This window comes from Kribbella sp. NBC_00382 (assembly GCF_036067295.1).
Classification (GTDB): Bacteria; Actinomycetota; Actinomycetes; order Propionibacteriales; family Kribbellaceae; genus Kribbella.
The window spans coordinates 4,460,202-4,483,412 of the sequence record NZ_CP107954.1 but is presented as its reverse complement, the minus strand read 5'-3'; the positions used below and the strand labels follow the sequence as shown (position 1 = coordinate 4,483,412).

General features: G+C 68.0%; 23 protein-coding genes and 1 pseudogene. 14 read left to right on the top strand and 10 right to left on the bottom strand.

Going from position 1 to position 23,211, the window contains the following annotated elements; all coding sequences use genetic code 11:
• Positions 1-83 precede the first annotated feature (83 nt).
• Both OHA70_RS21735 and OHA70_RS21730 read left to right on the top strand, forming a co-directional pair.
• A pseudogene (locus OHA70_RS21735) lies at positions 84-224 on the top strand (LacI family DNA-binding transcriptional regulator); the annotation flags it as partial.
• Positions 225-272: 48 nt separating this feature from the next.
• Complete coding sequence (locus tag OHA70_RS21730; RefSeq protein WP_328335180.1) at positions 273-1,088, top strand: substrate-binding domain-containing protein; 816 nt, start codon at positions 273-275, stop codon at positions 1,086-1,088.
• Here the strand turns inward: OHA70_RS21730 and OHA70_RS21725 are convergent.
• The 3 genes from OHA70_RS21725 to OHA70_RS21715 form a co-directional block, all read right to left on the bottom strand.
• Positions 1,085-1,882, bottom strand: a complete 798-nt coding sequence (locus tag OHA70_RS21725; RefSeq protein WP_328320422.1) for a substrate-binding domain-containing protein — start codon at positions 1,880-1,882, stop codon at positions 1,085-1,087. The genes OHA70_RS21730 and OHA70_RS21725 overlap by 4 nt on opposite strands.
• Before the next feature lie 185 nt (positions 1,883-2,067).
• Complete coding sequence (locus OHA70_RS21720; RefSeq protein WP_328320420.1) at positions 2,068-2,994, bottom strand: hypothetical protein; 927 nt, start codon at positions 2,992-2,994, stop codon at positions 2,068-2,070.
• Between the two features lie 68 nt (positions 2,995-3,062).
• Complete coding sequence (locus tag OHA70_RS21715; RefSeq protein WP_328320418.1) at positions 3,063-4,208, bottom strand: CaiB/BaiF CoA transferase family protein; 1,146 nt, start codon at positions 4,206-4,208, stop codon at positions 3,063-3,065.
• A 44-nt stretch (positions 4,209-4,252) separates the two neighbouring features.
• Between OHA70_RS21715 and OHA70_RS21710 the strand changes: the two genes are divergently transcribed.
• Positions 4,253-4,651 (top strand): DUF6855 family protein, encoded by a 399-nt coding sequence (locus OHA70_RS21710; protein WP_328320416.1) that lies wholly within the window; start codon positions 4,253-4,255, stop codon positions 4,649-4,651.
• Here the strand turns inward: OHA70_RS21710 and OHA70_RS21705 are convergent.
• The 3 genes from OHA70_RS21705 to OHA70_RS21695 are packed head-to-tail and all read right to left on the bottom strand — an operon-like array spanning position 4,648 to position 8,302.
• Positions 4,648-5,673, bottom strand: coding sequence for an alpha/beta fold hydrolase (locus OHA70_RS21705; RefSeq protein WP_328320414.1), 1,026 nt, complete (start codon positions 5,671-5,673; stop codon positions 4,648-4,650). The two genes, OHA70_RS21710 and OHA70_RS21705, sit on opposite strands and share 4 nt — an antisense overlap.
• A gap of 2 nt (positions 5,674-5,675) precedes the next feature.
• Positions 5,676-6,494, bottom strand: coding sequence for an SDR family NAD(P)-dependent oxidoreductase (locus OHA70_RS21700; RefSeq protein WP_328320412.1), 819 nt, complete (start codon positions 6,492-6,494; stop codon positions 5,676-5,678).
• Entirely contained in the window at positions 6,491-8,302 is a 1,812-nt protein-coding gene (locus tag OHA70_RS21695; RefSeq protein WP_328320410.1) for a hypothetical protein, read from the bottom strand. The genes OHA70_RS21700 and OHA70_RS21695 overlap by 4 nt, the downstream gene beginning before the upstream one ends.
• A gap of 85 nt (positions 8,303-8,387) precedes the next feature.
• Between OHA70_RS21695 and OHA70_RS21690 the strand changes: the two genes are divergently transcribed.
• Positions 8,388-9,146: a MerR family transcriptional regulator gene (locus OHA70_RS21690; protein WP_328320408.1), complete on the top strand. Its 759-nt coding sequence runs from the start codon at positions 8,388-8,390 to the stop codon at positions 9,144-9,146.
• Here the strand turns inward: OHA70_RS21690 and OHA70_RS21685 are convergent.
• On the bottom strand, positions 9,098-9,718 hold the full coding sequence (locus OHA70_RS21685; RefSeq protein ID WP_328320406.1) for a TetR/AcrR family transcriptional regulator: 621 nt from the start codon (positions 9,716-9,718) through the stop codon (positions 9,098-9,100). The genes OHA70_RS21690 and OHA70_RS21685 overlap by 49 nt on opposite strands.
• 56 nt (positions 9,719-9,774) lie before the next feature.
• Between OHA70_RS21685 and OHA70_RS21680 the strand changes: the two genes are divergently transcribed.
• Together OHA70_RS21680 and OHA70_RS21675 are read left to right on the top strand one after the other, a co-directional pair.
• Positions 9,775-10,344, top strand: a complete 570-nt coding sequence (locus tag OHA70_RS21680) for a GNAT family N-acetyltransferase (RefSeq protein WP_328320404.1) — start codon at positions 9,775-9,777, stop codon at positions 10,342-10,344.
• Positions 10,345-10,425: 81 nt separating this feature from the next.
• Complete coding sequence (locus tag OHA70_RS21675; RefSeq protein ID WP_328320402.1) at positions 10,426-11,955, top strand: fibronectin type III domain-containing protein; 1,530 nt, start codon at positions 10,426-10,428, stop codon at positions 11,953-11,955.
• Here OHA70_RS21675 and OHA70_RS21670 read toward each other — a convergent pair.
• The 3 genes from OHA70_RS21670 to OHA70_RS21660 all read right to left on the bottom strand — a co-directional run bounded on the left by OHA70_RS21670 (position 11,918) and on the right by OHA70_RS21660 (position 15,052).
• Positions 11,918-12,166 carry a hypothetical protein gene (locus tag OHA70_RS21670; RefSeq protein WP_328320401.1) on the bottom strand — a complete coding sequence of 83 codons (249 nt, stop codon included), beginning with the start codon at positions 12,164-12,166 and terminating at the stop codon, positions 11,918-11,920. The genes OHA70_RS21675 and OHA70_RS21670 overlap by 38 nt on opposite strands.
• Positions 12,163-13,509, bottom strand: coding sequence for a hypothetical protein (locus OHA70_RS21665; protein ID WP_328320399.1), 1,347 nt, complete (start codon positions 13,507-13,509; stop codon positions 12,163-12,165). Before OHA70_RS21665 ends, OHA70_RS21670 begins: the two co-directional genes overlap by 4 nt.
• 91 nt (positions 13,510-13,600) lie before the next feature.
• The gene (locus tag OHA70_RS21660) at positions 13,601-15,052 is read right to left on the bottom strand and encodes a flavin-containing monooxygenase (protein ID WP_328320397.1); all 1,452 of its coding nucleotides are present in this window, start codon (positions 15,050-15,052) and stop codon (positions 13,601-13,603) included.
• A 73-nt stretch (positions 15,053-15,125) separates the two neighbouring features.
• On the opposite strand from OHA70_RS21660, the gene OHA70_RS21655 reads away from it, so the two are divergent.
• The 8 genes from OHA70_RS21655 (at position 15,126) to OHA70_RS21620 (ending at position 23,150) form a co-directional block, all read left to right on the top strand.
• The gene (locus OHA70_RS21655; RefSeq protein ID WP_328320395.1) at positions 15,126-15,776 is read left to right on the top strand and encodes a TetR/AcrR family transcriptional regulator; all 651 of its coding nucleotides are present in this window, start codon (positions 15,126-15,128) and stop codon (positions 15,774-15,776) included.
• 153 nt (positions 15,777-15,929) lie between these two features.
• Positions 15,930-16,784: an EamA family transporter gene (locus OHA70_RS21650; protein WP_328320393.1), complete on the top strand. Its 855-nt coding sequence runs from the start codon at positions 15,930-15,932 to the stop codon at positions 16,782-16,784.
• A gap of 253 nt (positions 16,785-17,037) precedes the next feature.
• A complete protein-coding gene (locus OHA70_RS21645) occupies positions 17,038-18,459 on the top strand; it encodes a glycosyl hydrolase family 18 protein (protein ID WP_328320391.1) in 1,422 nt (473 codons plus the stop codon).
• Between the two features lie 122 nt (positions 18,460-18,581).
• Complete coding sequence (locus OHA70_RS21640; RefSeq protein WP_328320389.1) at positions 18,582-19,481, top strand: ABC transporter ATP-binding protein; 900 nt, start codon at positions 18,582-18,584, stop codon at positions 19,479-19,481.
• Entirely contained in the window at positions 19,478-20,212 is a 735-nt protein-coding gene (locus tag OHA70_RS21635) for an ABC transporter permease (protein ID WP_328320387.1), read from the top strand. The genes OHA70_RS21640 and OHA70_RS21635 overlap by 4 nt, the downstream gene beginning before the upstream one ends.
• A gap of 24 nt (positions 20,213-20,236) precedes the next feature.
• Positions 20,237-21,391: a sensor histidine kinase gene (locus tag OHA70_RS21630; RefSeq protein WP_328320385.1), complete on the top strand. Its 1,155-nt coding sequence runs from the start codon at positions 20,237-20,239 to the stop codon at positions 21,389-21,391.
• The gene (locus tag OHA70_RS21625) at positions 21,388-21,996 is read left to right on the top strand and encodes a response regulator transcription factor (protein ID WP_328320384.1); all 609 of its coding nucleotides are present in this window, start codon (positions 21,388-21,390) and stop codon (positions 21,994-21,996) included. The genes OHA70_RS21630 and OHA70_RS21625 overlap by 4 nt, the downstream gene beginning before the upstream one ends.
• Before the next feature lie 59 nt (positions 21,997-22,055).
• Positions 22,056-23,150, top strand: a complete 1,095-nt coding sequence (locus OHA70_RS21620; protein ID WP_328320383.1) for a sulfite oxidase — start codon at positions 22,056-22,058, stop codon at positions 23,148-23,150.
• Positions 23,151-23,211 lie beyond the last annotated feature (61 nt).

Genomic DNA, 23,211 nt, shown 5'->3' with positions numbered 1-23,211 from the left:
GGTTCTGTACTTAAAGTGCACGGCGAACGGCTGGGTAATCCATTACCCGCCCGCTACGCTGAGCCCTCTGACGCAGTCGACGGGAGGCGGGGATGGCGACGATCAGCGAGGTCGCGGCGCTGGCCGGGGTCTCCACGGCGACCGTCTCGCGCGCTCTGAACGGCAAGTCCACGGTCGATCCGGACCTGGTACGCCGGGTCCGCAAGGCCGCCGAGGAGCTCGGCTACCAGCCCAACGGCCCCGCCCGGAACCTGCGTCGTCAGGAGGCCGCGGTGGTCGCGCTGATCATCTCCGACGTCGAGAACCCCTTCTTCACCGCGATCGCCCGCGGGGTCGAGGACGTCGCGCACGAGCTCGGATACTCGGTCGTGCTCTGCAACTCCGACGAGAGCTTCGAGAAGGAGAGCCGCTACATCGACGTCGCGCTCCAGGAGCGGGTGGCCGGCGTCATCCTCTCCCCGACCGGTACTACGAGCAGCGTCGAGAAGCTCAGCCAACGCGGAACGGCCTTCGTTGCGGTCGATCGGCCGCTGCCGGAGCAGGACGGCGATGTCGTGCTGGTCGACACCCGGCTGGCCGCGCGGCAGGCGACGGCGCACTTGATAGCCCAGGGCTATCAACGGATCGGGTGTATCACCGGTCCGGCCGGGGTTCGCACCGCGGACGACCGATTGGCGGGTTATCGCGATGCGTTGAAGGCTGCCCGGCTGCGCAGTACTACGAAGCTGGTGCGGCGTACGGAGTACAAGGCAGCCGGAGCACATCGGGCGGCGCAGGACCTGCTCGTCCAGCCGGAACCGCCGGACGCGCTGCTGGTGGCGAACAGCGAGATGGCAGTCGGCGTGCTCCAAGCCCTGCAGGAACATGGCATCCGCCCCGGCAAACAAGTCGGCATCGTCGCCTTCGATGACGCCCCCTGGGCCGAGCTGCTCGATCCCCCGCTGACAGTCGTCGCGCAACCGGCGTACGAGATCGGCACCGTGGCTGCCCGGCTGCTGCTGGCCAGAATCACCGACAACACCCGAGCGACCACTACGACAACTCTCGCCGCCCGCCTGATCGAACGCGGCAGCTCTCACCGCGGCTAGCCGGTGGGGTTCTCCTCGGCGTAGATGGAAGCTGCGTTGTCCTTGTCGATCAGGCGGGTCTTCAGGGTCTGGGTCTTCTCGATAGTTCCGCAGTCGACCAGGAGTTTCTTGGCGGCTGCGATGGCTTCCTTGCCGTTGGTCGGGTACGTGAAGGTGGCCGACAGCCGGCCCTCCTCGACCGCCTTGATGCCGCCGGACGGGATCGGCAGGGCGTCGATGCCGATGAACTTCATCTCCTTCTCGCGGTGGACCGCCTTCGCGGCCAGGTACGCGCCCTCGGCCATCGGGTCGTTGTGGGCGTAGACCAGGTCGATCTTCGGGTTGGCCTTCAGCAGCGCGTCCATCTGCGCCTGGCCCTTCTCCCGCAGCCAGTCGCCACTCGCGTCGGCGACGATCTTGATCTTCGGGTTCGCCTTGATCGCGTCGACGAAGCCCTGGTGGCGCTCGGCCTGCGGGGTCGCGCCGGCCAGGCCCTTCAGCTCCACCACGTTGCCGCCGTGCGGGAGCAGTTTCTCGGCGACGTACTTGCCCGCCTCGGTCCCGATCTCGACGTTGTCGCCGCCGATGAAGCCGGTGTATGCGTCGCCCTCGACCTTGCGGTCCAGGACGAGTACAGGGATGCCTTTGTCGTAGGCCTTCTTCACCACGGCGGTCAGCGGCTTGGCCTCGTTCGGGCTGATGATCAGCAGGTCGATCTGCTGGGTCAGGTAGTTCTCCACGTCCGCCACCTGCTTGGCGTTGTCCTGCGCGGCATCGGCGAACTTCACGTCGAACTGGGCCGCGGCCTGTGGCATGACACCTCCGCGATCGAGTGAGTAATCGATTTCCCGGACGCTAGACCTGTCCCCCGCGCACCGTCAACCCTTCACCGACCTTAGGCCGCCACCGGTACTCACCAACACCCTTTCCACCGCCCTCGAAAGGACGGTGGAAAGACGGAAGGAAGGAAGGAAAGAAGGCGGTGGGGTGCCGGGCGGCGTCACTCGCCGTTCAGCGGCGGATTCAGGTCCGAGGTGAAGCGGAAGTCGGCCTGCGCCGGGAACACCGCGCCGGTGACCCGGCCGAAGGGCTGCATCACCGTGGCCAAGCCGTTCGCGTGCCCGACGGCGTACAGATAGCCGACCTGGAGGTCCCGGTCGATGGCGAACAGCAACGTGCCGAGCTTGCCGCACGGGGTGATGACGAGCTGGTCGAAGGCCTGCCAGGTCGAAGTGCGGACCGGCTTCACCACGGGTTTCATCGGCGAACTCAACGGCACCCGGATCGTGTAGAGCGCGCCGCCGCCGGTGATCGCCAGGAAGCTGTCGTACGTCGCCGTCTGACTGAGCAACGCCATCGTCTTCACCGACCCGAATCCCCCGGCGGACTGCACAGCCGTCCAACGGCCGTTCAGGATCGTCCAACGGAAAAGCAGGCCGTCGTCGCGCAGCCCGTAGTTCGTCTGCCGCGTCTTGTACGCGGAGTTCACAAAGGCCTTGTACCTGTCCCAGCCGCCACCGACCGTGACCAGCTGCACCGACCCCGGCACGACCGTGCCGTCCTTCTCAGCAGCCCACTTGCTGATGTACATCTTCGACCCGAGAACGACATACCCCTGATGCGCGACGGTCGCCACGCTGCTGGGCAGCCCGGTGAAGGAACCGCTGAGCTTGAGCGTGTTGGGAGGGTAGACATTTGCCGCGGTCCTCCCCGCCGATACGGCCGGGTGGCTGCCGGCGATCACCGTGTACCAGTCCACGGATCCGGTGTCCCAGTACGAGGTCATCCCGATCTGCTGCTGGCAGGCGTTCGTAGTACCGGCCGATCCCTCGGTCTTGGCGTCCGCCGGTCCAGCCACCAACCCGCCGGTCAGGAGCGCGACGCCGAGCAGTGCCGCACCTCCCCGGATTCTGCGCGAATTCCTCATCGACCGAACCTCTCGATAGCCGGGGGAGTGCCCTACCAGACTCGATGCTCCGGTACGCCGATAAGTTGCTACTCCTCCAGCCAGGCGCGGACCGACTCGTCGTGCTCGCCGAGCCGAGGCGGAGCCAGGTTGGTCTCCCGAGCACCCGCATAGGCGTTGTCATCGAAGCGGAGCGGCGGGCCCGGAAGCTGGATGCGGCCCAGCGTCGGGTGCTCGACATCGATCAGCAACCCCTGCGACTGGGTCTGCTCCCATTCGTAGACCTGCTGGAAGTCGCGGACCTTGCCGGCCGGAATGCCCGCCTCAGCGAGGCCGCGCAACCACTCATCAGCAGGCGAAGCACTGAAGGCCTTCTCGATCGCCGCGGTCAGCTCGTCGCGATGGGCGACCCGCAGAGCGTTCGTCGCGAAACGCTCATCGGCAAAGTCCAGCCCGACCAGCGGCGCGAACGTCCGCCACTGCGACTCGCTGCCGACCGCGACCTGCACGCTGTCGTCCTGAGTCCGGTACATCCCGTACGGCGCGATCTGCGCGTGGTGATTGCCGACCCGCTCAGGCAACTCCCCCGCGACGGTCCACTTGGTGCCGTGGAACGCATGCACGCCGACCACCGACGCCAGCAGCGAAGTACGCACGACCCGCCCGCGCCCAGTCACATTCCGCTCGTGCAACGCGGCCAACACGCCATAAGCGCCGTACATCCCAGCCAGCAGATCAGCGATCGGTACTCCGGTCTTGGTCGGCTCGACCTCACCCGTGATGCTCATCAGCCCGCCCTCGCCCTGAGCGATCTGGTCGTACCCGGCCCGCCCACCCTCCGGCCCGTCATGCCCGAACCCGGTGATCGACAGGATCACCAGCCGCGGATTGAGCTCGTGCAACCGCTCGACCGAGAACCCGAGCCGATCCAGCACCCCCGGCCGGAAGTTCTCCAGCAGCACGTCGGCCTTCCGCACCAGCTTGGTCAGGAACTCCTTGCCGTCGGCAGACTTCAGATCCGCGGTCACGGACTCCTTGTTCCGGTTGGCCGACAGGAAGTACGTCGACTCCCCCTCAACGAACGGCGGCCCCCACCCCCGGCTGTCGTCACCACCGGCGGGCGTCTCCACCTTGATCACCCGGGCACCCAGATCCCCGAGCATCATCGCCGCATGGGGACCCGACAACGCCCGAGTCAGATCGACGACCACCAGGTCAGACAGAAGGTTCTGCACCAGCTCACCCTAGGCGTAGCCTGCAATCAACGAGGGGGGTTGTGATGGCGTTCACTGGACGTGGGACGAAGGACGATCCGTGGGTGTTGAGTACGCCGCCGGGCGGGTCGCAGTACCAGATGTACCGGGATGACGACGTGCTGGTGTGTCAGGTGGGGAGCACCAAGCTGAGTTATCAGGCGCGGTGCATCGACGATCTGCACGCGATGCTGAAGAAGCACGGCGACTGGATGTTGCTGGGCAATGCGGACGAGCAGAAGCCCGCGGCGCCGGGGACCGTGGAGGCCTGGGCACGCGCGGAAGACAACCCGGTCGGTGGTTGGTACGGGCTGAAGAAGGGCTTCCGTGGGCGCTTCGCGAACTACGTGCCGCCCGTACTAGAGGCGCTCGGCCTGGCTGAGGTCGAGCACAACGCCCGCAACAACCGCATGCGAGCGCTCTAGACCCGTACTTTCCGCACCAGCGACGCCAGGCGTTGAGTCACGTCGCGCGGGCGTTCCTGCATCAGCATGTGGCCGGCGCCCGGGTACATCCACAACCGGGCAGACGGCAGTAGTTGCGCCATCCGGTTGGCGTGGCGCGGCCCGATCAGCCGATCCCGCGTGCCGTGCATGATCTCGACCGGGATCTGCTCGAGCACCTTCAGCGCATCCCCCCGATCGTGCTGCACGATCGCCTCGAAGAAGCCACCGAACGACGCCCCTGGCAGAACTGCCAGGTCGGCCATCAGCACCTCCACCTCAGCCGGGTCCACCTTCTTCCCGAACACCAACTGGCGCACAGCAGGCCGTCGCGCCGCAGTAGATGCCCCCTGCAACCAAGCAGCCCGCCGCGTCGCGGCTTCCGGCCGGACCGCCCGTACTGCGCCCGCCGCCCGCCGCTCCATCCGCTTGCCCGCGAGATGCATCGCCCGAGGCGCCAGTACCGCCGCAGGTCCGTCGAGCCGCGCCGGCAGCCCGAACGCCCGCGAGCTCAGCTGACCCGCCGAGGTAGCCACCAGCGCAGCCGCGGCGATGCGGGAGCCGAACAACTCCGGCCGCTGCTCAGCCAGCGCCATCAGCGTCATCCCACCCATCGAGTGCCCGGCGTAGACCACGGGTCCGTCGCCGACCACCTCGTCGAGCACGAAAGCCAGGTCATCCGCCAACTGCTCGATCCGCGTCGTCCCAGCAGGTGCAGCCGAAGATCGCCCGTGCCCACGGTGGTCATAGGCAACGACCCGTACGCCGTCAGCCCCCAGCACCTGCGGCAGTCCGCCCAGCTGGTGGTGCCAACTACGCGTCGAACAAGTCCAGCCATGCGCCAACACCACCGTCACCGGCGCCCCCGCAGACCCAGCCGTCTCGACATGCAGCCGCACCCCGTCCGAGGTGACAACCGCGGATCGCTCCGTCGATGTCCCGCCATCGCCAGTTCGCTGCGCCTGCTCCCGCGCCGCGCCATCCTCGGATCGCTCTGCCTGCATCGTCATATCTTCCCCAGTCTGTCCGCCCACTCGCCCAGCCCACCCTTGCGGCGTTGCTGGTTCGTCCGCCACCGGACCACCCGATCGGCCACCGACGGCAGATGCCGGGCGACCCCGACCGCCAACCCGGTCGACCGCGTAGAGGCCCGATTCCGCGGCGGCCGCGCGGCCCCAGCCACCTCGATGATCGTCCCCACGACCTGCTGCACGGTCTCAGCAGGCACGAACAGACCGAGATCCACGCCGCGCGCAAGAGATGCGTCGTGGATCGGCGTCGGCACATAGCCCGGATAGATCACGCTCACGTCGATCGCCCGGCCGTTCTCGATCCGCAACGCGTCCGCATACGTGTCGATCGCGCGCTTGGAGACCAGGTACGAGGCCGCCAACGGCAGCGTCACGTAGGCGAGTCCGGAGGACACGAAGATCACCCGGCCACGGGCGGCCCGTAGTACCGGCAAGGCCGCGGCCGTGACGCCCCAGCCGGCGAACAGATTGACCTCGATCACCTTGCGGGCGACGGCATCCGGCACTTCCCCGGCGAGTGCCGGTACGCCGATGCCCGCATTGTTGATCAACAAGTCCAACCCGCCAAGCCGCTCGATCGCCTCGGCCACAGCCCCCGGAATCTGGTCCGGCTGGGTCAGGTCGCACTCGATGACGTCGTCACTCTTCTGCAAGTCGAGCCCGACCACGTCGGCACCCCGAGCGCGCAACTGCTCGACCGTCGCCGACCCGAACGCGCCAGCGGCACCCGTGACCAACGCCTTCTTGCCCCGCAGATCCCAAGGACCCTTCCGCAGTCCAGCACGCCCAGTCATGCCGACTCCTTCTCACGCCGCGTGCCCTGAGCCTCGAGGTGAGCAGCTCGCAAACGACCACCGCGAGCGCCACGCCCGACCAGCCAAGCGATCCCGGCGAGCTCCAGCGACCCGACGACGGCCAGCAATGCGTAGCCGCCGTTCCACATCCAGCGCGGTACGTCGGTCCGCTCCTCCCGCCGCAGCGTCTGCTGCTCCCCGATGAACTCGACCGTCTGCCCGTTGGAGACCTGGACCGCCGGCTTCTCGATCTTCAGGTCCTCCGGCGCGTAGACCCACATCGCGACCATGTCCCGCGACCCTTGGTGCAACCGGAGCATCGACTTCCACTTGCCGTACATCGGCAGCGGTTCGGTCGACCGATAGGTGCCGTCAGCAACCTTCTCCATCGCGTGCGTCATCTGCCCACCACCCTGCCAGGCCAGCGCCTCGAACCACCGAGCACCCTCAGCCGCGTCGGCCGGCTCCAGCTTCACCGTCACGTACGCCGTCGGCTCCGACCCGATCGACGCCGGCTCCAGCGACACCGTCGCACTCACCCCGGGGTCGGCTGACCGAGGTACACAGAAGAAGAGCGCAGCCAGTACTGCGACCAGCCCGATCGCGCCGAGCTGATGCGTCAAGCGCACCGGCGGCGTCTGGCGTACCTCGCCCGCGACCTCGGCGTACCGGGTGGCCAGCCAGGCGCCGACGAGGCCGGCGCCGAGACCGGTGACGACGCCGAACCCGATGGCCGACGGAAGCATCGAGGCCGGCCAGTGGATCGGCATCCAGACCTGCGACCAGCCGTACTCCGCGACCACGCCGACCGTACCGATCAGCGCACCCGAGACGAGTCCCAGCCGGAAGCGGTTCTTGTTGCCCAGGGCAAGGGCCGCGAGCTCGACCAGTACCGCCTCGGCGATCAGCAGCGGGAAGTGGCCGAGGATCTGACCGAGCGGCTGGTCGACGGCCCAGGCGATGCCGCCGCGGATCACCAGGTAGGCGGCCAGCGCGCCGAACGTCGTACCGGGTCCGCGCCGCGACCGCAGCAAGGTGAAGGCGAGCGTCGACCCGAAGACGATCAGGATCGGCTGCAGGATCAGCGGGAACTGCGGGACGCCGTAGTTGAACTCGGTGCTGAACAGGTCCCACGCGATCAGCAGCGCGCCGACCGCGATGATCTCCTGGGCCCGGCGGCGCAGGTTGAGGCCGACCAGTTGCTCGACCTCGGCCGAGGCCAGCAGCCGGGCGAAGATCGAGAAGACGACGCCGCCGATCATCAGCAGGTGGGTCGGACCCCAGAGCGTGACGTCCTCACCGAACAGCCGGTGCCAGACGTCGTCGAGCGGGAAGCCGACCAGGGCGAACGTGCCGCACACCGTCACCAGCGCCGCGCTGCACGGGATCCGCCAGCCCTTGGTCAGCTTGACCGTGCGGGCCGGCAGCGGCTTGCGGGCCAGTGCGATCGGCAGTACGCCGGAGATGATCACGCCGAGGATGCCGAAGAAGATCGGGTAGTGCGCCGGCGTACCGAACGGGCCGGTGTCGCGCCCCTTGTCGATGTGCACCGCGATGTCCCACCAGACACCGAAGGCGCAGGCGAGCAGCGAGACGGCATGGAGGTACGGGGTGAGCGAGGCCCATCGGGGGACTCCGTCCAGTCTCCCGATGGTGTCCGCTAGGCGCCCTACCAGCGTCACCCGTCCGGTGCGCTCCCGCCACAGCAGCACGGCGAGTGCGAGGTACATCAGCGAGACCAGCCCGGTGACGATCGCGATCTGGTCGAATGACGCGGTTCCGGTGGTGGCCGCCAGGGGGACCGTCATGCTGGCTCCTTCGACATACGCCAGAGGCAATGTTACATAAGCTATGTAACGTGTAATCTGGGAGACTGTCAAGGTGGGAGGACAGATGCCGGCCGAGTCGGGCCCAGACGAGGAGTTCACGGTCGATCAGTTGGCCGCCAAGGTGGGCATGACCGTGCGGAACGTGCGCGCGTACGCCGGCCGCGGCCTGATCCCGCCACCTCGACTCGCCGGACGTACCGGGTACTACGGCGCCGACCACGTCGCCCGGCTGACCTTGGTCCGCGAGCTGCTCGACAAGGGCTACACGCTGGCGGCGGTCGAGCGGATGATGAGCGAGCTCCCCGACGGCGCGCTGGCGCTCGGTGTGTTCGAGACGCTGGTCAGCCCGTGGTCGCCGACCGAGCCCGAGGTGATCACCGAGCAGCAGCTGGCCGACCGCGCGGGCATCCCGCACAACCCGGACACCATCACCAAGCTGGTCGAGCTGGGCATCGCCGAGCGCCAGGAGGACGGACGTCTCCGGATCCCTAACCCTGACCTGCTCCGTACCGGCCTCGAGGTGATCAAGCTCGGCGTCCCGCTGGACGCGATCTTCGAGATGCTGCCGAAGCTGTTCGACCACGCCGACGCGGTCGCCAAGATCTACGTCGAGCTGTTCCGCAGTACCGTCTGGCGCTCGTTCGCCGACGCGGGCCTGCCGGCCGACGGTTGGCCGGAAATCCAGCGCACCCTCGAAAACATCATCCCGTTGGCGGGTCAGGCCCTGGTCGCTTCTTTCCGCGAGGCGATGGGCCGCGAGATCGAGGTCGTCGCCTACGAAGAACTAGGCCTCGACCCGGCCGCTCTCCCGTCCACCGGCTGAAGCGCTCCCCGAAGCCCCGCCATGAAAATCTCCAGCCCAGAGGCGAAGAGGTCCTCCCCCGCAGAGCCGAGCGGCTCGGCGGCTACTGCGGCGAGGGTCCAGCGGGCGCTGGTTTCGAAGAGTTTGCGGGCGGTGGGCTCCGGTACGCCCAGCCTGACCAGCGCCTCCAGCTGAGCCCGAACGAGGGCGGCTCTGGAGCCGTCCCCCTCGTCCCGATCCGGCGTCGCCTTCGACTGGATCAGCCGCGCCAGCCCCGGATGCTCCGCATAGAAGCCCCGCAGCCGCAGCGAGCCGACCGTCGTCAATTCGATCCACTCATCCAGCGTGCCGACCTGCTGATAGGCGACCAGGTCCGCCTCGAACGAGTCGAACGCATTCCGCGCGACCAACTCCAGCAACTCCCCCTTGTTCCTGACGTGGTGATAGAGCGTCGGCGCCCGCACCCCCAGCCGCTCCGCGACCGACCGCATGGTCAGGCCCTCAACCCCACGCTCCCGGATCACCACCAGCGCAGCGCCGACGATCGTCGGCACCGAGATCCCCGCGGCCGCATGGGAAGACGCATCGCGCATGGCCACCGGCTTCGTCTAGATTGGTTTGTCTAACGCCATTAGACAGGAGCCTACCGGTGGCACTCCACCCCAGCTACCCGATCAAGACCGAGCGCCTCGATCTCCGCCCGCACCGGATGGAGGATCTCGACGATCTGCTCGCCTTCCACTCCGATCCCGAGGTTGTCCGGTACGTCCCGTGGCCGGTGCGCGACCGCGAGCAGGTCCGCGCGGCCCTCGAGGTGAAGCTGACCCAAGGCGCCCTGACCGAGCCGGGCCAGTGGCTGGTGCTGGCAATCGAGCTCCGCGAGACGCAGACGGTGATCGGCGAGGTCCTGCTCAAGTGGGAGAGCGAGATCAACCGCCAGGGCGAGCTCGGCTACGCCCTCCACTCCGGCTATCACGGCCGCGGCCTGGCTTCCGAGGCTGCCAACGCCATGCTCCGCATCGGCTTCGAGGACCTGAACCTCCACCGGATCCACGCCAGCGTCATCAACGGCAACACCGCCTCCACCAAACTCCTCGAACGCCTCGGTATGCGCCAGGAAGGACACCTGGTCGAAAGCCTCTATTTCAAAGGCGAATGGTGCGACGACCTGATCTGGGCCCTCCGCGCGCAGGACTGGCGTGATCAATCGGTGAACTGAAGGCCGTAACTTCGGGCTGAGCCGACAGTTATCGTTTGGTCGCAGAATGTCACGATTGCTCGGCTCAGCCTGAGGACGTAAATGAAGAAGGCAGTTCTGGTACTGGTCACCGCCGTGGCCGTGATCGCCGCGGCGCTGATCCCCTCGGGACGGCCCGTCGTGGCCGCCACCGCCAACCCCGGACCGGGCTTCGGCTCGGCGTTGTCGGCGGTCAAGCAGCTCGCCTGGCAGACGAATGCGAGCGTCAACACGCTCGCCGTCGCAGGCAACACCGTGTACGCCGGTGGGCTGTTCACCCGGATCCGGCGACCCGGCCTGGCCGCCGGTAAGGGCGAGGCGGTGCGGACGTACCTGGCCGCCTTCAACCGGACCACCGGCAAGCCGCTGGGCTTCGCGCCGAAGCTCAACGGCGCCGTCTGGTCGATCGCGACCAGCCCGAACGGCAAGTGGGTCGTGGTCGGCGGCGACTTCACCACGGTCAACGGACTCGCGCGCAAGCATCTCGCGATGTTCAGCGTCGCCACCGGCAAGCTCGTCGTCGGCTGGCACCCGGCCGTCTCCTACCGGGTCGCGGCGATCGCGATCGCCGCGAACAGCGTGTACTTCGGTGGCTCGTTCGGTCGGGTCGACAATAAGGAGCGCAACAACGTCGCGGCGGTCACGCTGTCGACCGGCGCCCTGCTGCCGTGGGATCCGGACGCCGACGACGACGTCTACGCGATCGACCTGTCGGACAGCGGCCGGCGAGTCTTCATCGGCGGCGGCTTCAGCGAGATCCAGGGCAAGGACCACTACGCGCTCGCGATGGTGAGCCCGACGACCGGCGCTCCCATGACGATGCCGGCCGCGGCCGCGATCCCCGAGCCGTCGCCGGACTGCCAGAGCCGGGTCAAGGACATCGACACGCTCGGCAGCAAGGTGTTCGTCTCCAACGCCGGCAGCGGACTGGGCTGCTACGACGGCGTACTGGCCGCCGACGCGAGCACCGGCAAGCTGCTCTGGCAGAGCCACTGCCTGGGCGCCACCGAGGCGATCAAGGCGATCGGGAACTGGCTCTACAAGGGTTCCCACGCACACGACTGCAGCCGCGACGGCGGCTTCAAGGACAAGACCGGCATGCACCATCTGCTGGTCGAGAGCACGATCAACGGCAAGCTCGGCCCGTGGTACCCGAACACCGACGCAGCCGGTACGACGGAAGTCGGCCCGCTCGCGTTCGCATCCGGCGGCAACGACCTGTGGGTGGGCGGCGACTTCACCAAGGTCAACAACGTCATCCAGCAAGGGCTCGCGCGCTTCACCAACGCCCCGGGCGGCACCCGACCGGGGCTCCCCGCGGCGCCGAAGGCGTCGAGCACGCGCGCCGGCCAGGCGACGGTCAGCTTCCCGACGGTGGTCGACGCGGACAACATCTCACTGATCTACTCGCTGTTCCGCGGTACCACCAAGGTGGCCAGCTGGAAGCGCAACTCGTACTCCTGGACGAAGCCGGTGGTGACGACCTTCACCGATACCAAGGTGAAGAGCGGCAAGACCTTCAGCTACCACGTCCAGGTGAGCGACGGCCGCAACATCAGGACCGGCCGGCCGGCCGCGGTGAAGATCCGCTAGCCGGCCCAGCCGGCTCACCGCTGTCCCCCGCGTCGTCGTCCGAGTCGCGGAGGTCGCCGAGGTCGGCGTCCCAGTCGTCTTCGTCGTCGACGGCGTTCGCGTCGTTGCGCCGGGCGATCCGGACGAACGCGATGATCAGCAGGATCGGCCCGAGGAACATCGCCGCCTCGGGCACGCCTCCCATGTGCAGTGCGATCAACTCGGCGATCATGAGGCCGTCACCAGCGCGATCCCACCCGCGGTGAAGGCGACCATCGCCGCCAGCATCGGGTACTGCGCCCGCCGCAACTGACGCCGCCGGAACAGATGCGTCGCGCGATCGTGCGCGGACACCACCCCGAGCACGTGTCCGAGCACGATCGCGCCGATCTGGACCCCCGCGATCAGCCCGGTCCCCAGGAACGCGTAGTCGATCCGCGTCGTCCCCACACCGAGCAGATCCCAGCCCCGGCCGAACGGATCCGTTGCCAGCAGCAACCCTTCCTGCCCCTGGAACATCGCGAACGAGAAGTAATGCGCGACGGCGTACCCGATCGCGATCGGCACCAGCGAATGCACGAACGCACCGGGCAGACCGGCATTCCCCAACCCGCCCGGCCGGATCCGCGCCGAGCCGGTCGCCCGCGCCGCCAGCAGGAAGAGCGTCGACACGACGGCAACCGCGACCAGCAAGCCGAGCGTGTAGACGACGAGGTGCGAGGCGTGGCCCAGCTCACCGGTCTGGTTGGTCCAGGCCGACCAACGGCTGATGCCGTCGAAGGCGGTCGAGCCGAGCAGCAGGCAGAGCAGCCCGACCATCCCCCGCTCCTGCGGGATCGTGGCGAGCCCCGCGAGCGGGTTGCGCAGCACGAGTCGGCGCTCACCGTCGCGGCCCAGCGGACTGAGCTTCGCCAGCACCTCGGCGTACACCTCGAAGCTGTCACCGACCGCGAACCAGCGCGGCCCATAAACGATGCCCGCGGCAACATTTACCACCGCATAGCCAGTCACGAAGACGGCGACGACAAGCGGCTCAGACCCATCGGGGTAGACCAGCTCGAGCCACAGAAACCCGAACAACCCCGCAACCGCCGGCCAGTACGCGACCCCGTCAGGCAGTTCCCGGTACGCCGTACGCGGCACCAGCCCGGCGATCGTGCGCAACGGATTGGCCAGCCGCCAGACCGGCCCGAAGAGCAGCGAAACCGGGATGATGCCGACCCAGATCCAGACGTAGAGCCAGGTCGGCGCCGGGTTGAGACTCGGCGAACTACTCCCGAACCACGCCGCCCCAAGCAGCAGTACGAGCGCAGCCAACCCGATTGCCTTGAGCAACCATCGGACGACCCCACTGTCGACCACCCTCGTCAACCCGGCGAGCGGTGCGTCGACCACCCTGGGCAGCCCGCGTACCGGCGTACCGGTGGTGAGTTCGAAGCGGGGTTTTGACCAGAAGGCGGCGAGGGCGAAGAACGAGACGGCCACCGCGGCGGCGGCCGAGTAGATCGCCAGCCAGAGCGGAACCGGCAGGTCGCCCCGGCCGCCGATGCCGTGCAGCGGGAGCAGCAGCGCCACAGCGCCCTCCGATCGACTCGCTATCTGACCGATCGAATGTAACACGACCGATGTCACATAGCGAGAGCCCGCCGAAGCGCCACCCCGCAGATCAGCGAGTGCTGTACTCCGAGGCGTCGAAGTGCCTGGTCAGCTGCCGGAAGCGGAAGGTGAAGGACGGCCAGAGGGTGGTGTTGCGACCCTCGGAGTCGAGATACCAACTCATGCAGCCGCCACGGGTCCAGATCGTGTTGCGCATCGACGACCGGACGCCGTCGACGAAGTCGCGCTGCACCTCCGGCCGAACCTCCACCTCACGCACGCCGGTGGCATCCATCGTCTTCAGCGCATCCAGGATGTAGGCGATCTGCGACTCGATCATGAACACCATCGAGCTGTGCCCGAGGCCGGTGTTCGGGCCGATCAGCAGGAAGAAGTTGGGGAAGCCGGCGATCGCAGTACCGAGATGCGCCTCCATGCCGTCGATCCACGCCTCGCGCAGGGTCAGACCGTCGCGGCCGTGCAGCATGTCCATCACCGGCAGGTCGGTAACCCGGAATCCGGTGCCGTAGATGATCGTGTCGACCTCGTGCTTCACGCCGTCGTCGGTGACGATCCCGGTCGGAGTGACCTCGGTGATCGCGTCGGTGACGACGTCGACGTTCGGCTGGGCGACGGCCGGGTAGTAATCGTCGGAGATCAGCACCCGCTTGCAGCCGAGGGTGAAGTCCGGCGTCAGCTTCGCGCGCAGCTCGGGGTCACGGATCTGCTGGGCGAGGTGGCGTTCGGCGATCTTCTGCCCCTGCTTCATCATCGCCGGCAGCTTGGCGAAGCCGAGCACGAGCGACTCACGACTCCAGTAGATGCCAGCCCGGACGGCCTTCTGCACAAGGGGAAACGCGCGGTAGATCCGCTTCTCGGCGGCACTGATCTTGCGGTCCGGCCGCGGCATCACCCACGGAGGCGTCCGCTGGAACAGGTGCAGTTCCTCGACGTCCGGCTGGATCGCCGGTACGAACTGGATCGCCGACGCGCCGGTTCCGATCACCGCTACCTTGCGGCCACTCAGGTCGAGGTCGTGATTCCACTGCGCGGAGTGGAATACCTCGCCCTCGAACTGCTCGATCCCGGGCAACTGAGGCACCGACGGCTCGGCCAGCGGGCCCATCCCGGACAGGAGGACGTCGGCGGTGAAGTCGCCCTGGTTCGTGTGGATCAGCCAGTGGTCGCCCTGCCAGTGCGCCGACTCGACGGCATGGCCGAAGCGGATGTGCGGGCGGACCCGGAAGCCGTCGGTCACCTTCTGCAGGTACGCCTCGATCTCGGGCTGCGGCGAGAACGTGCTTGACCAATCCGGGTTGGGCGCGAAGGAGAAGGAGTACAGGTGCGAGGGCACGTCGCAGCGGCAGCCCGGGTAGGTGTTGTCCCGCCAGGTCCCGCCGACATTGTCTGCCCGCTCGAGTACGACGAAGTCGTGGTAGCCGGCCTGCTTGAGCCTGACCGCCATACCGATCCCGGCGAACCCGGTCCCGATCACCACGATCCGGTGCTGCTGAGCGGTCATGAAGAACCCTCCAGAGGCCGACTGAGTTGAACTTACTCCCAGTAAGTTACTCCGGGTCAGTTAGAGTGTGCAAGTGACCTCGACCACGGACAGCCCTGTACCGGCGGCCGCCGCCGGAGTGCCGGTGAAGCGGCGGCGGGATCGCGCGGCCCGTGAGCGGGAGATCCTCGACGCAGCCGAGCGGATCTTCGGCGAGCGCGGTTACCAAGGCACCTCGATGGACGACATCGCCGCCGCGGTCGGCGTCTCCAAACCGCTCGTCTACCAGTACTACGGCTCGAAGGACGGCCTGTTCCTCGCCTGCCTGTCCCGCCTCCGCGCGCAACTCCTGGACGCCGTCTCCGACGCGGTCCTCAACGCCGCCGACCCCGAGCAGGCCATGTACGCCGGCTTCGTCGCCTGGTTCACGTTCCTCGACGAGCATCCGCGAACCTGGTCCGTGATGGTCGACGAAGGCATGCTCACCGCCGGCCCGGCCGCCACCGCCGCCGACGAGGTCCGCGCCGAGTTCGTCGGCCTGATCGCCACCATGGTCCGGCTCAACCTCCCCGCCGATCACCCGCACGACGAGGAAGAGATCCAGATCGTCGCCCAGTCCGTCTCCGGCGCCACCGAACGCCTGGCCATCTGGCGCACCCGCAACGGCGGCACCCCCACCCCGGAGAAACTCGCCACCACCCTCCAACAACTCCTCTGGCGAGGCCTCAACTCCCTGCGTGGGTAGGGCCCCAACCGCCACCCCATCAATCCCTCCACCCCTCGCCCCGACCGCGCCTGGCGAGCTGCACCTTCCCCAGGCATTGATGGCCTGGCGGTCCCCCACCTCCGCTGCCCGGCCGCTCTCAGCGGCCTTCCACCGGCATGATCTGATTCGTTTGTGCGTACATTTCGGGTGCCGCCGACGGCGATGGTGCTGGGTGGCGTGGTGTCCGTGCAGTTCGGTGGCGCGCTGGCGGCCAAGCTGATCCAGCAACTCGGGGCCGCGGGCACCGTTTCACTCCGGCTCGCACTCGCAGTGCCGATCCTGCTACTGATCGCCCGACCGAGCCTGCGCAACCGCACCAAGAAAGACCTCCTCGCAGTTATTGCCTTCGGCACCGTCCTCGGACTGATGAACCTGTCCTTCTACCTGTCCCTGGAGCGACTGCCACTCGGCGTCGCGGTCACCATCGAGTTCATCGGCCCACTCGGTCTGGCGGCAGCGATGTCGCGCAAACGCCGGGACCTATTCGCCGTAGCCGGCGCCGCGCTCGGCGTAGTACTGGTGAACGGGCACGAGCTGGGCAAGGTCGACTGCCTCGGCGTGGGATTCGCCGGGCTGGCCGGCGCATTCTGGGCCGGCTACATCCTGCTCAGCGCGGAGACCGGCCGACGCTTCGCCCAGCTCGACGGCCTCGCGTTGTCGATGATCGTCAGCACCCTCATCACCGCACCCATCGGCCTGATCACCGCGGGCAGCGAGCTACTGCACTGGCACTCGCTAGCGATCGGACTTGCGATCGCCATCCTCTCGTCGGTACTCCCCTACTCCCTCGAAACGCTCGCCCTCCGCCGGATGAAGCCGGTCGTCTTCGGCATCCTGATGAGCATCGAACCGGCCGTCGGCGCCACCGCAGGTTTCCTCATCCTCAGCCAGCGCCTCGCGGTCATCCAGCTGGCCGGGATGGCCTGCGTCGTCGCCGCCTCGATCAGCATCACCCGCACCTCCCGTTCCGAGGCGCCGGACATCTAAACATGGGATCTCAACCGCGAGAATGCGCATTCTGAACTGTCATGACGTCTTGACGGCGGTCAGACATCCGAGCAAACTAACCATGACTTCGGTCAGATCTCTTCTATATTCACCTTCGCAACAGCCGCCCCCGGAAGGTGCTTGAGAAGATGCCACCGCTCGATCGCCTCTGCCCGCGACCGAGCGGTAGTCGTCGATCTGTGTGAGCCGGCCGGGTGCGGCGCGAGGGTCCATCCGAAAGGACACCGCCCCCATGAAGTCGTCAAGGATGAAGCTCCGAAGTCGAGTGGCCATCGCGGCCCTCGCGCTCGCGACCGGCACCGCCGGATTGATCGCGACCTTCGCCCCGGCCCCGAAGGCCGACGCCGCCTCGACCGCCGCCACCGTGGCCAGCGCCGCTGCCGCGCTACCCGCCGGGTTCAAGAGCGTCGGCTACCTGCCGTCCTGGGCGGGCAGCGTCAGCGCCGTTCAGTACAGCAAGCTCACCCACATCAACTACGCGTTCGTCCTGCCGAACTCCAACGGCTCCCTGCAGGGCGTCCCGGACGGCGGCAAGCTGTCCTCGCTGGTGAGCTCCGCGCACGCCAACGGCGTCAAGGTGTCGCTGTCGATCGGTGGCTGGAACGACGGCAACGACTCAGCGTTCGAGTCGTTCGCGGCCAGCTCCGGCGGCCGCACCACCTTCACCAACGCCGTGATGGGCCTGATCAACCAGTACAACCTCGACGGCGTCGACATCGACTGGGAGTACCCGGACCCGGGTGCTTCCGGCGACCACTACACGCTGCTGATGCAGCAGCTGAGCAACACGCTGCACGGCCAGGGCAAGCTGCTCACCGCCGCGGTCGTGTCCGAGGGTGGCACCGCCAACGGCGTCCAGCCGGCCGTCTTCGGCTACGTCGACTGGCTGAACATCATGGCGTACGACGGCGGTAGCCCGCATGCCAACTACGACTGGTCGATCGCCTCGGCGAACTTCTGGAAGAACCGTGGCCTGCCGAAGGCCAAGACCGTGCTCGGCGTGCCGTTCTACAGCCGGCCGGGCTACCTGACGTACTCGCAGATCGTCGCGATGAACCCGAACAACGCGAACGTCGACTGCATCCAGGCCAACGGCGCCCAGCAGTGCTACAACGGCATCCCCACGATCAAGCGCAAGACCACGTGGGCGGTCGCCAACGCCGGCGGCATCATGAACTGGGAGCTGTCCCAGGACACCACCGGCAGCACCTCGCTGGTCAGCGCGATCTTCGACGCCGCGGGCGGTACCGGCACTCCGCCGACCGGCGGCAAGACCGGCCCGATCAAGGGCATCGCCGGCAAGTGCGTCGACGTCGCCAGCGGCAGTAGCGCGAACGGCACGGCGGTCCAGCTGTGGACCTGCAACAGCAGCACCGCACAGACCTGGACGGTCGGCACCGACGGTACGATCCGCGCCCTCGGCAAGTGCCTAGATGTCAATGCCGCCGGTACTGCGAACGGCTCACTCGTCCAGCTGTACGACTGCAACGGCACCGGAGCGCAGGGCTGGCAGGCGCAGTCGAACGGCAACCTGCTCAACCCGAGCTCCGGCAAGTGCCTGGACGCCACCGGCCAAAGCTCGGCCGACGGCACCCGGTTGCAGATCTGGACCTGCGCAGGCAGCGCCAACCAGCTCTGGACCCTCCCGGCCTGACCTGAGGTGAATTGATCAGCCCGGGAGACTTCTTCGGAAGTTTCCCGGGCTGACTTTTGTCATGGGTGGGTCGTGACGGCCGATCCAGGGCCGGGCGGCCGTTCGCCGGGAGCATTCTGGGTATGACGACAACGACTGCGGTCACCCTGAGCGGTGTGACCAAGAGGTACGGCAACGTACAGGCGGTCGCCGGGGTGGACCTCACGATCCGTTCCGGCGAGGTGGTGGCGATGCTGGGCCCGAACGGCGCCGGCAAGTCGACCACGATCGAGATGCTGCTCGGCCTGGTCCGGCCGGACCAGGGCAGCGTCCAGGTCTACGGCACCTCGCCGGCCGAGGCGATCGCCGCGAGCCGGATCGGCGTGATGCTGCAGAGCGGCGGCATCATCGAGGACGCGAAGGTCGGCGAGCTGCTGAACCTGGTCGCCGGGCTGCACAAGGACCCGATGCCGGTCGCCGACGCACTCGAGCGGGCCGGTATCGCCGACCTGTACGGGCGGAAGATGAAAGGCCTGTCCGGCGGGCAGAAGCAACGGGTCCGGTTCGCGATGGCGATCATCCCGCAGCCCGACCTGATCGTGCTCGACGAGCCGACCACCGGTATGGACGTCGAGTCCCGCCGTGACTTCTGGGCCTCGATGCACGCCGAGACGGCCCGCGGCCGGACCGTACTGTTCGCCACCCACTACCTGGAGGAGGCCGACGCGTACGCCGACCGCGTGGTGCTGATGCGCAACGGCAAGGTTGTTGCCGACGGCACCGCCGCGCAGATCAAGGCGAGCGTGTCCGGCCGGACGATCCGGGCGACCGTACCGGGTGCCGACCTCGCCACGCTCGCATCGCTGCCGGGCGTCCGCAATGTCGAGACGCGCGGCGACGTAGTACTGCTGCAGTGTGGCGACTCCGACGACACGCTGCGCTATCTGCTGAACAACACCCCGGCCCATGACATCGAGGTGACCTCGGCCGACCTCGAGGACGCCGTACTGGCGCTCAGCGCGGAGCAGGAGGCAGTCGCATGAACCTCGACTATCTGAAATTCGACATCAAGCGGACTCTGCGGAACCGGCGAGTGGTGATCTTCGCGATCCTGATGCCGGTGATCCTGTTCGCGATCTTCGGCCTGACCATTCCCAAGGACGCCAGCGAGAGCGGCATCTCGGCGGTCGCCTACGTGATGGTGAGCATGGCGATCTTCGGCTCGATGTCGGCCGCGATGAGCAGCGGCGGCGTGATCGCCGCCGAGCGCGACGGCGGCTGGAACCGGACCTTGCGGCTCACCCCGCTGAAGCCGCAGGCCTATGTGATCAGCAAGGTGATCCTGTCGCTGCTGCTGGCGATCCCGCCGCTGGTGGTCGTCTTCCTCTTCGGTATGACGGTCGGCCACGTGCACCTGAGCGCCTCGCAGTGGATCTCCGTCGGGCTGGTGTCCTGGCTGGGCGCGCTGCCGTTCGCCGCGATCGGACTCGTCATCGGGTACGTCGCCAAGCCGGACAGCGTGCAGCCGATCACCGGACTGAGCACGATGCTGATCGCGGCCTTCGGCGGGCTGTGGCTGCCGGTCGACTCGATGCCGTCGCTGATGAAGCACATCGCCCAGCTGACCCCGGCGTACTGGACCGGGCAGAGCTCTCGCAGCGCACTGTCGCAGAACGGGCTGGACATGAACGCGGTCTACGTCGTCCTGGCCTGGACCGTCGTCCTCGGATTCGTCGCCCTGCGGCGGTTCCGCGCCGACACCGCCCGCGCCTGAGCACCGAACGGTTAGCGTGACTCCGTGAGCACTCCTCAGCCAGGGCAGCCCGTCGATCAGTTCCAGGGCATCGGCGACAAGCTCGAAGACATCCGCCAGCGGCCAAGCTTCGGCTGGCTGCTGGCCGGCGTCTGGCTGTTCTTCCTGAACAAGCCGTTCGAGAACATCGTCAAGCACGACGACATGGCCGAGCGGGTCCTCGGGCTGGTGGCGATCGTCTCGTTCGTCGTCGCGTACATGGGGTTCTTCTGGTACGCGCGCTCCAAGAACATGGCCCGGGTGAAGGCGCCGATCGGGCTGCAGATCGGCTTCGTCGTGGTGCTGCTCGGGCTCGGCGCGCTGATGCTGCCGGCAGCCGGCGAGAGCGCGCTGACCACGCTGGTGTTCGTCGAGGCGATGGGCATGATGGTCCTGCCGCTCCGGGTCGGCATAGGGCTCGGGGTGGGTCTGCTGGCACTCGCCGAGCTGGTGCTGCGAACGGTTCCGGGGTGGAAGGACGACGGAAGCTACAGCCTGGCGATCGTGCTCGGCGGGATCGCGGTCTTCGCGATGCGCAGGGCGATGCTGCGCAGCGTCGAGCTGGCGGTGGCGCGCAAGGAGTTCGCGGAGCTCGCCGTCCAGGAGGAGCGGGGCCGGTTCGCCCGGGATCTGCACGACATCCTCGGGCACTCGCTGACCGTCATCACGGTGAAGGCCGAGCTGGCCGGCCGCTTGATCGAGGCCAATCCGGACCGCGCGGCCACCGAGGTCGCGGACGTCGAGCGGCTGGCCCGGGCCGCGCTGGCCGACGTACGGGCTGCTGTCGCCGGGTACCGGGAGCTCAGTCTGGCGGGTGAGCTGGTGTCGGCGCGATCGGCGTTGAAGGCGGCCGAGATCAAGGCCGACCTGCCGACGGTGATGGACGAGGTACCGGAGGCGAACCGCGAGTTGTTCGCCTGGGTGATCCGCGAGGGCGTGACGAATGTGGTCCGGCACTCGGGAGCGAAGAAGTGTGCGATCAAGCTGGCCGCGGAGCAGGTCGAGGTACTGGATGACGGCAAGGGGCCGACGCCTGGTGGTGGTGCCTCCGGGCACGGGCTGATCGGGCTGCGCGAGCGCGCCGACGAGGCCGGGGCGAGCCTGCAGATCGGGACCGCGCCGGGCGGCGGCTTCCGGCTGGCTGTCAGAGTTGGCCCGTGACGATACGGCTGCTGATCGCTGACGACCAGGCGCTGGTCCGGGGTGCGCTGGCCGCACTGCTGGATCTCGAACCCGATCTCGAGGTGGTCTCCGAGGTCGGCCGCGGCGACGAGGTGGTCGAGGCGGTCCAAGCGACGAAACCTGACGTGGCGCTGCTCGACGTGGAGATGCCCGGGCTCGACGGGATCGAGGCCGCGGCCGCGCTGCGCCGCGCAGTACCGGGAGTTCGGGTGCTGATGGTGACGACGTTCGGGCGGCCTGGCTATCTGCGCCGCGCGATGGAGGCCGGGGCCGCCGGTTTCGTCGTGAAGGACACGCCAGCCGCTCAACTCGCCGACGCCGTACGCCGGGTGCACCAAGGCCTGCGCGTTGTCGACCCCTCGCTGGCCGCCGAGACCCTCGTCGCCGGTACCAGCCCGCTGACCGCCCGCGAATCCGACGTACTGCGAGCAGCCCGCGAAGGCGGCACCGTCGCCGACATCGCCCGCGAACTCCACCTCTCCGAAGGCACCGTCCGTAACCACCTCTCCGCCGCGATCGGCAAGACCGGCGCCCGCACCCGCGCCGAGGCCGCCCGGATCGCCATCGACAACGGATGGCTCTGACCGGCCGAAGCTGGTGACTGGTCAACGGCTTTGAATTAAGGTGGCGGCAGGGGGCTGATATGTCGATCGAGCAGTTCAGCAGTAAAGGGCGGCTGGCGGATACCGGGGAAGGGATCACCGGGGACGAGTTGCAGCTGGCCGCTCGCAACCACGGGATGCCGCTGGAGGCGTTGCGGTACGACCTGACGCCGGCCGGGCTGCACTACGTGCTGGTGCACTACGACATCCCGGCGGCCAGCGCGGCGAACTGGCGACTGACCGTTGATGGTTGCGTCGAGCAACCATTGTCGTTCGGGATGACCGAGTTGCGGGCGATGGGGCGGCAGACCCTCCGGGTCACGCTGGAGTGCGCGGGCAACGGCCGGGCCGGGTTGCATCCGCGGCCGATCAGCCAGCCCTGGTTGATGGAAGCGGTCGGCACCGCGGAGTGGACCGGCGTACCGCTGGCCGGACTGATCCGGGCGGCCGGGATCCGCAAGGACGCTATCGACGTGGTGTTCACCGGCGCGGACCACGGCTTCGAGCGAGGGATCGAGCAGGACTACCAGCGCGGGCTGACCGTCACCGAGGCCCTCGACTCCGGCGCGATCGTCGCCTGGGAGATGAACGGCGCGCCGCTGCCGCCGCAGCACGGCTATCCGCTGCGATTGATCATGCCCGGCTGGTACGGGATGGCGAGTGTGAAGTGGTTGCGCTCGATCGAGCTGATCGACCACGAGTTCACCGGCTACCAGAACTCGGTCGCGTACCGGATCCGGCAGGAGGCGGACGAGGTCGGCGTCGGGATCACCCGGATCGAGCCACGGGCGCTGCTGATCCCGCCGGGGCATCCGGACTTCATGAGCCGGCATCGCTTCGTACCGGCCGGGGCGGTCGTCCTGAAGGGCCGTGCGTGGTCGGGCTGGGCCCCGATCGAACGGGTCGAGGTCAGCGTCGACGCCGGGGTCAGCTGGCACGACGCCAAACTCGATGCCGACAGCAACGACCTCGCCTGGCGCGGCTTCTCCTTCGACTGGGACGCGATCCCCGGTGAGCACGTCCTCACCGTCCGCGCCCACGACGCCAGCGGCCGGGTCCAGCCGATCGAGGCCCCGTGGAACCGCGGCGGCTTCGCCAACAACTCGGCCCAGCGGATCACCGTCCTCGTCCTCTGAGTCTTCCCGCCGCTCCGCGTGTCGGCCAGGTTTCGGCACCCGGCCGTTTCATGATGGAGCC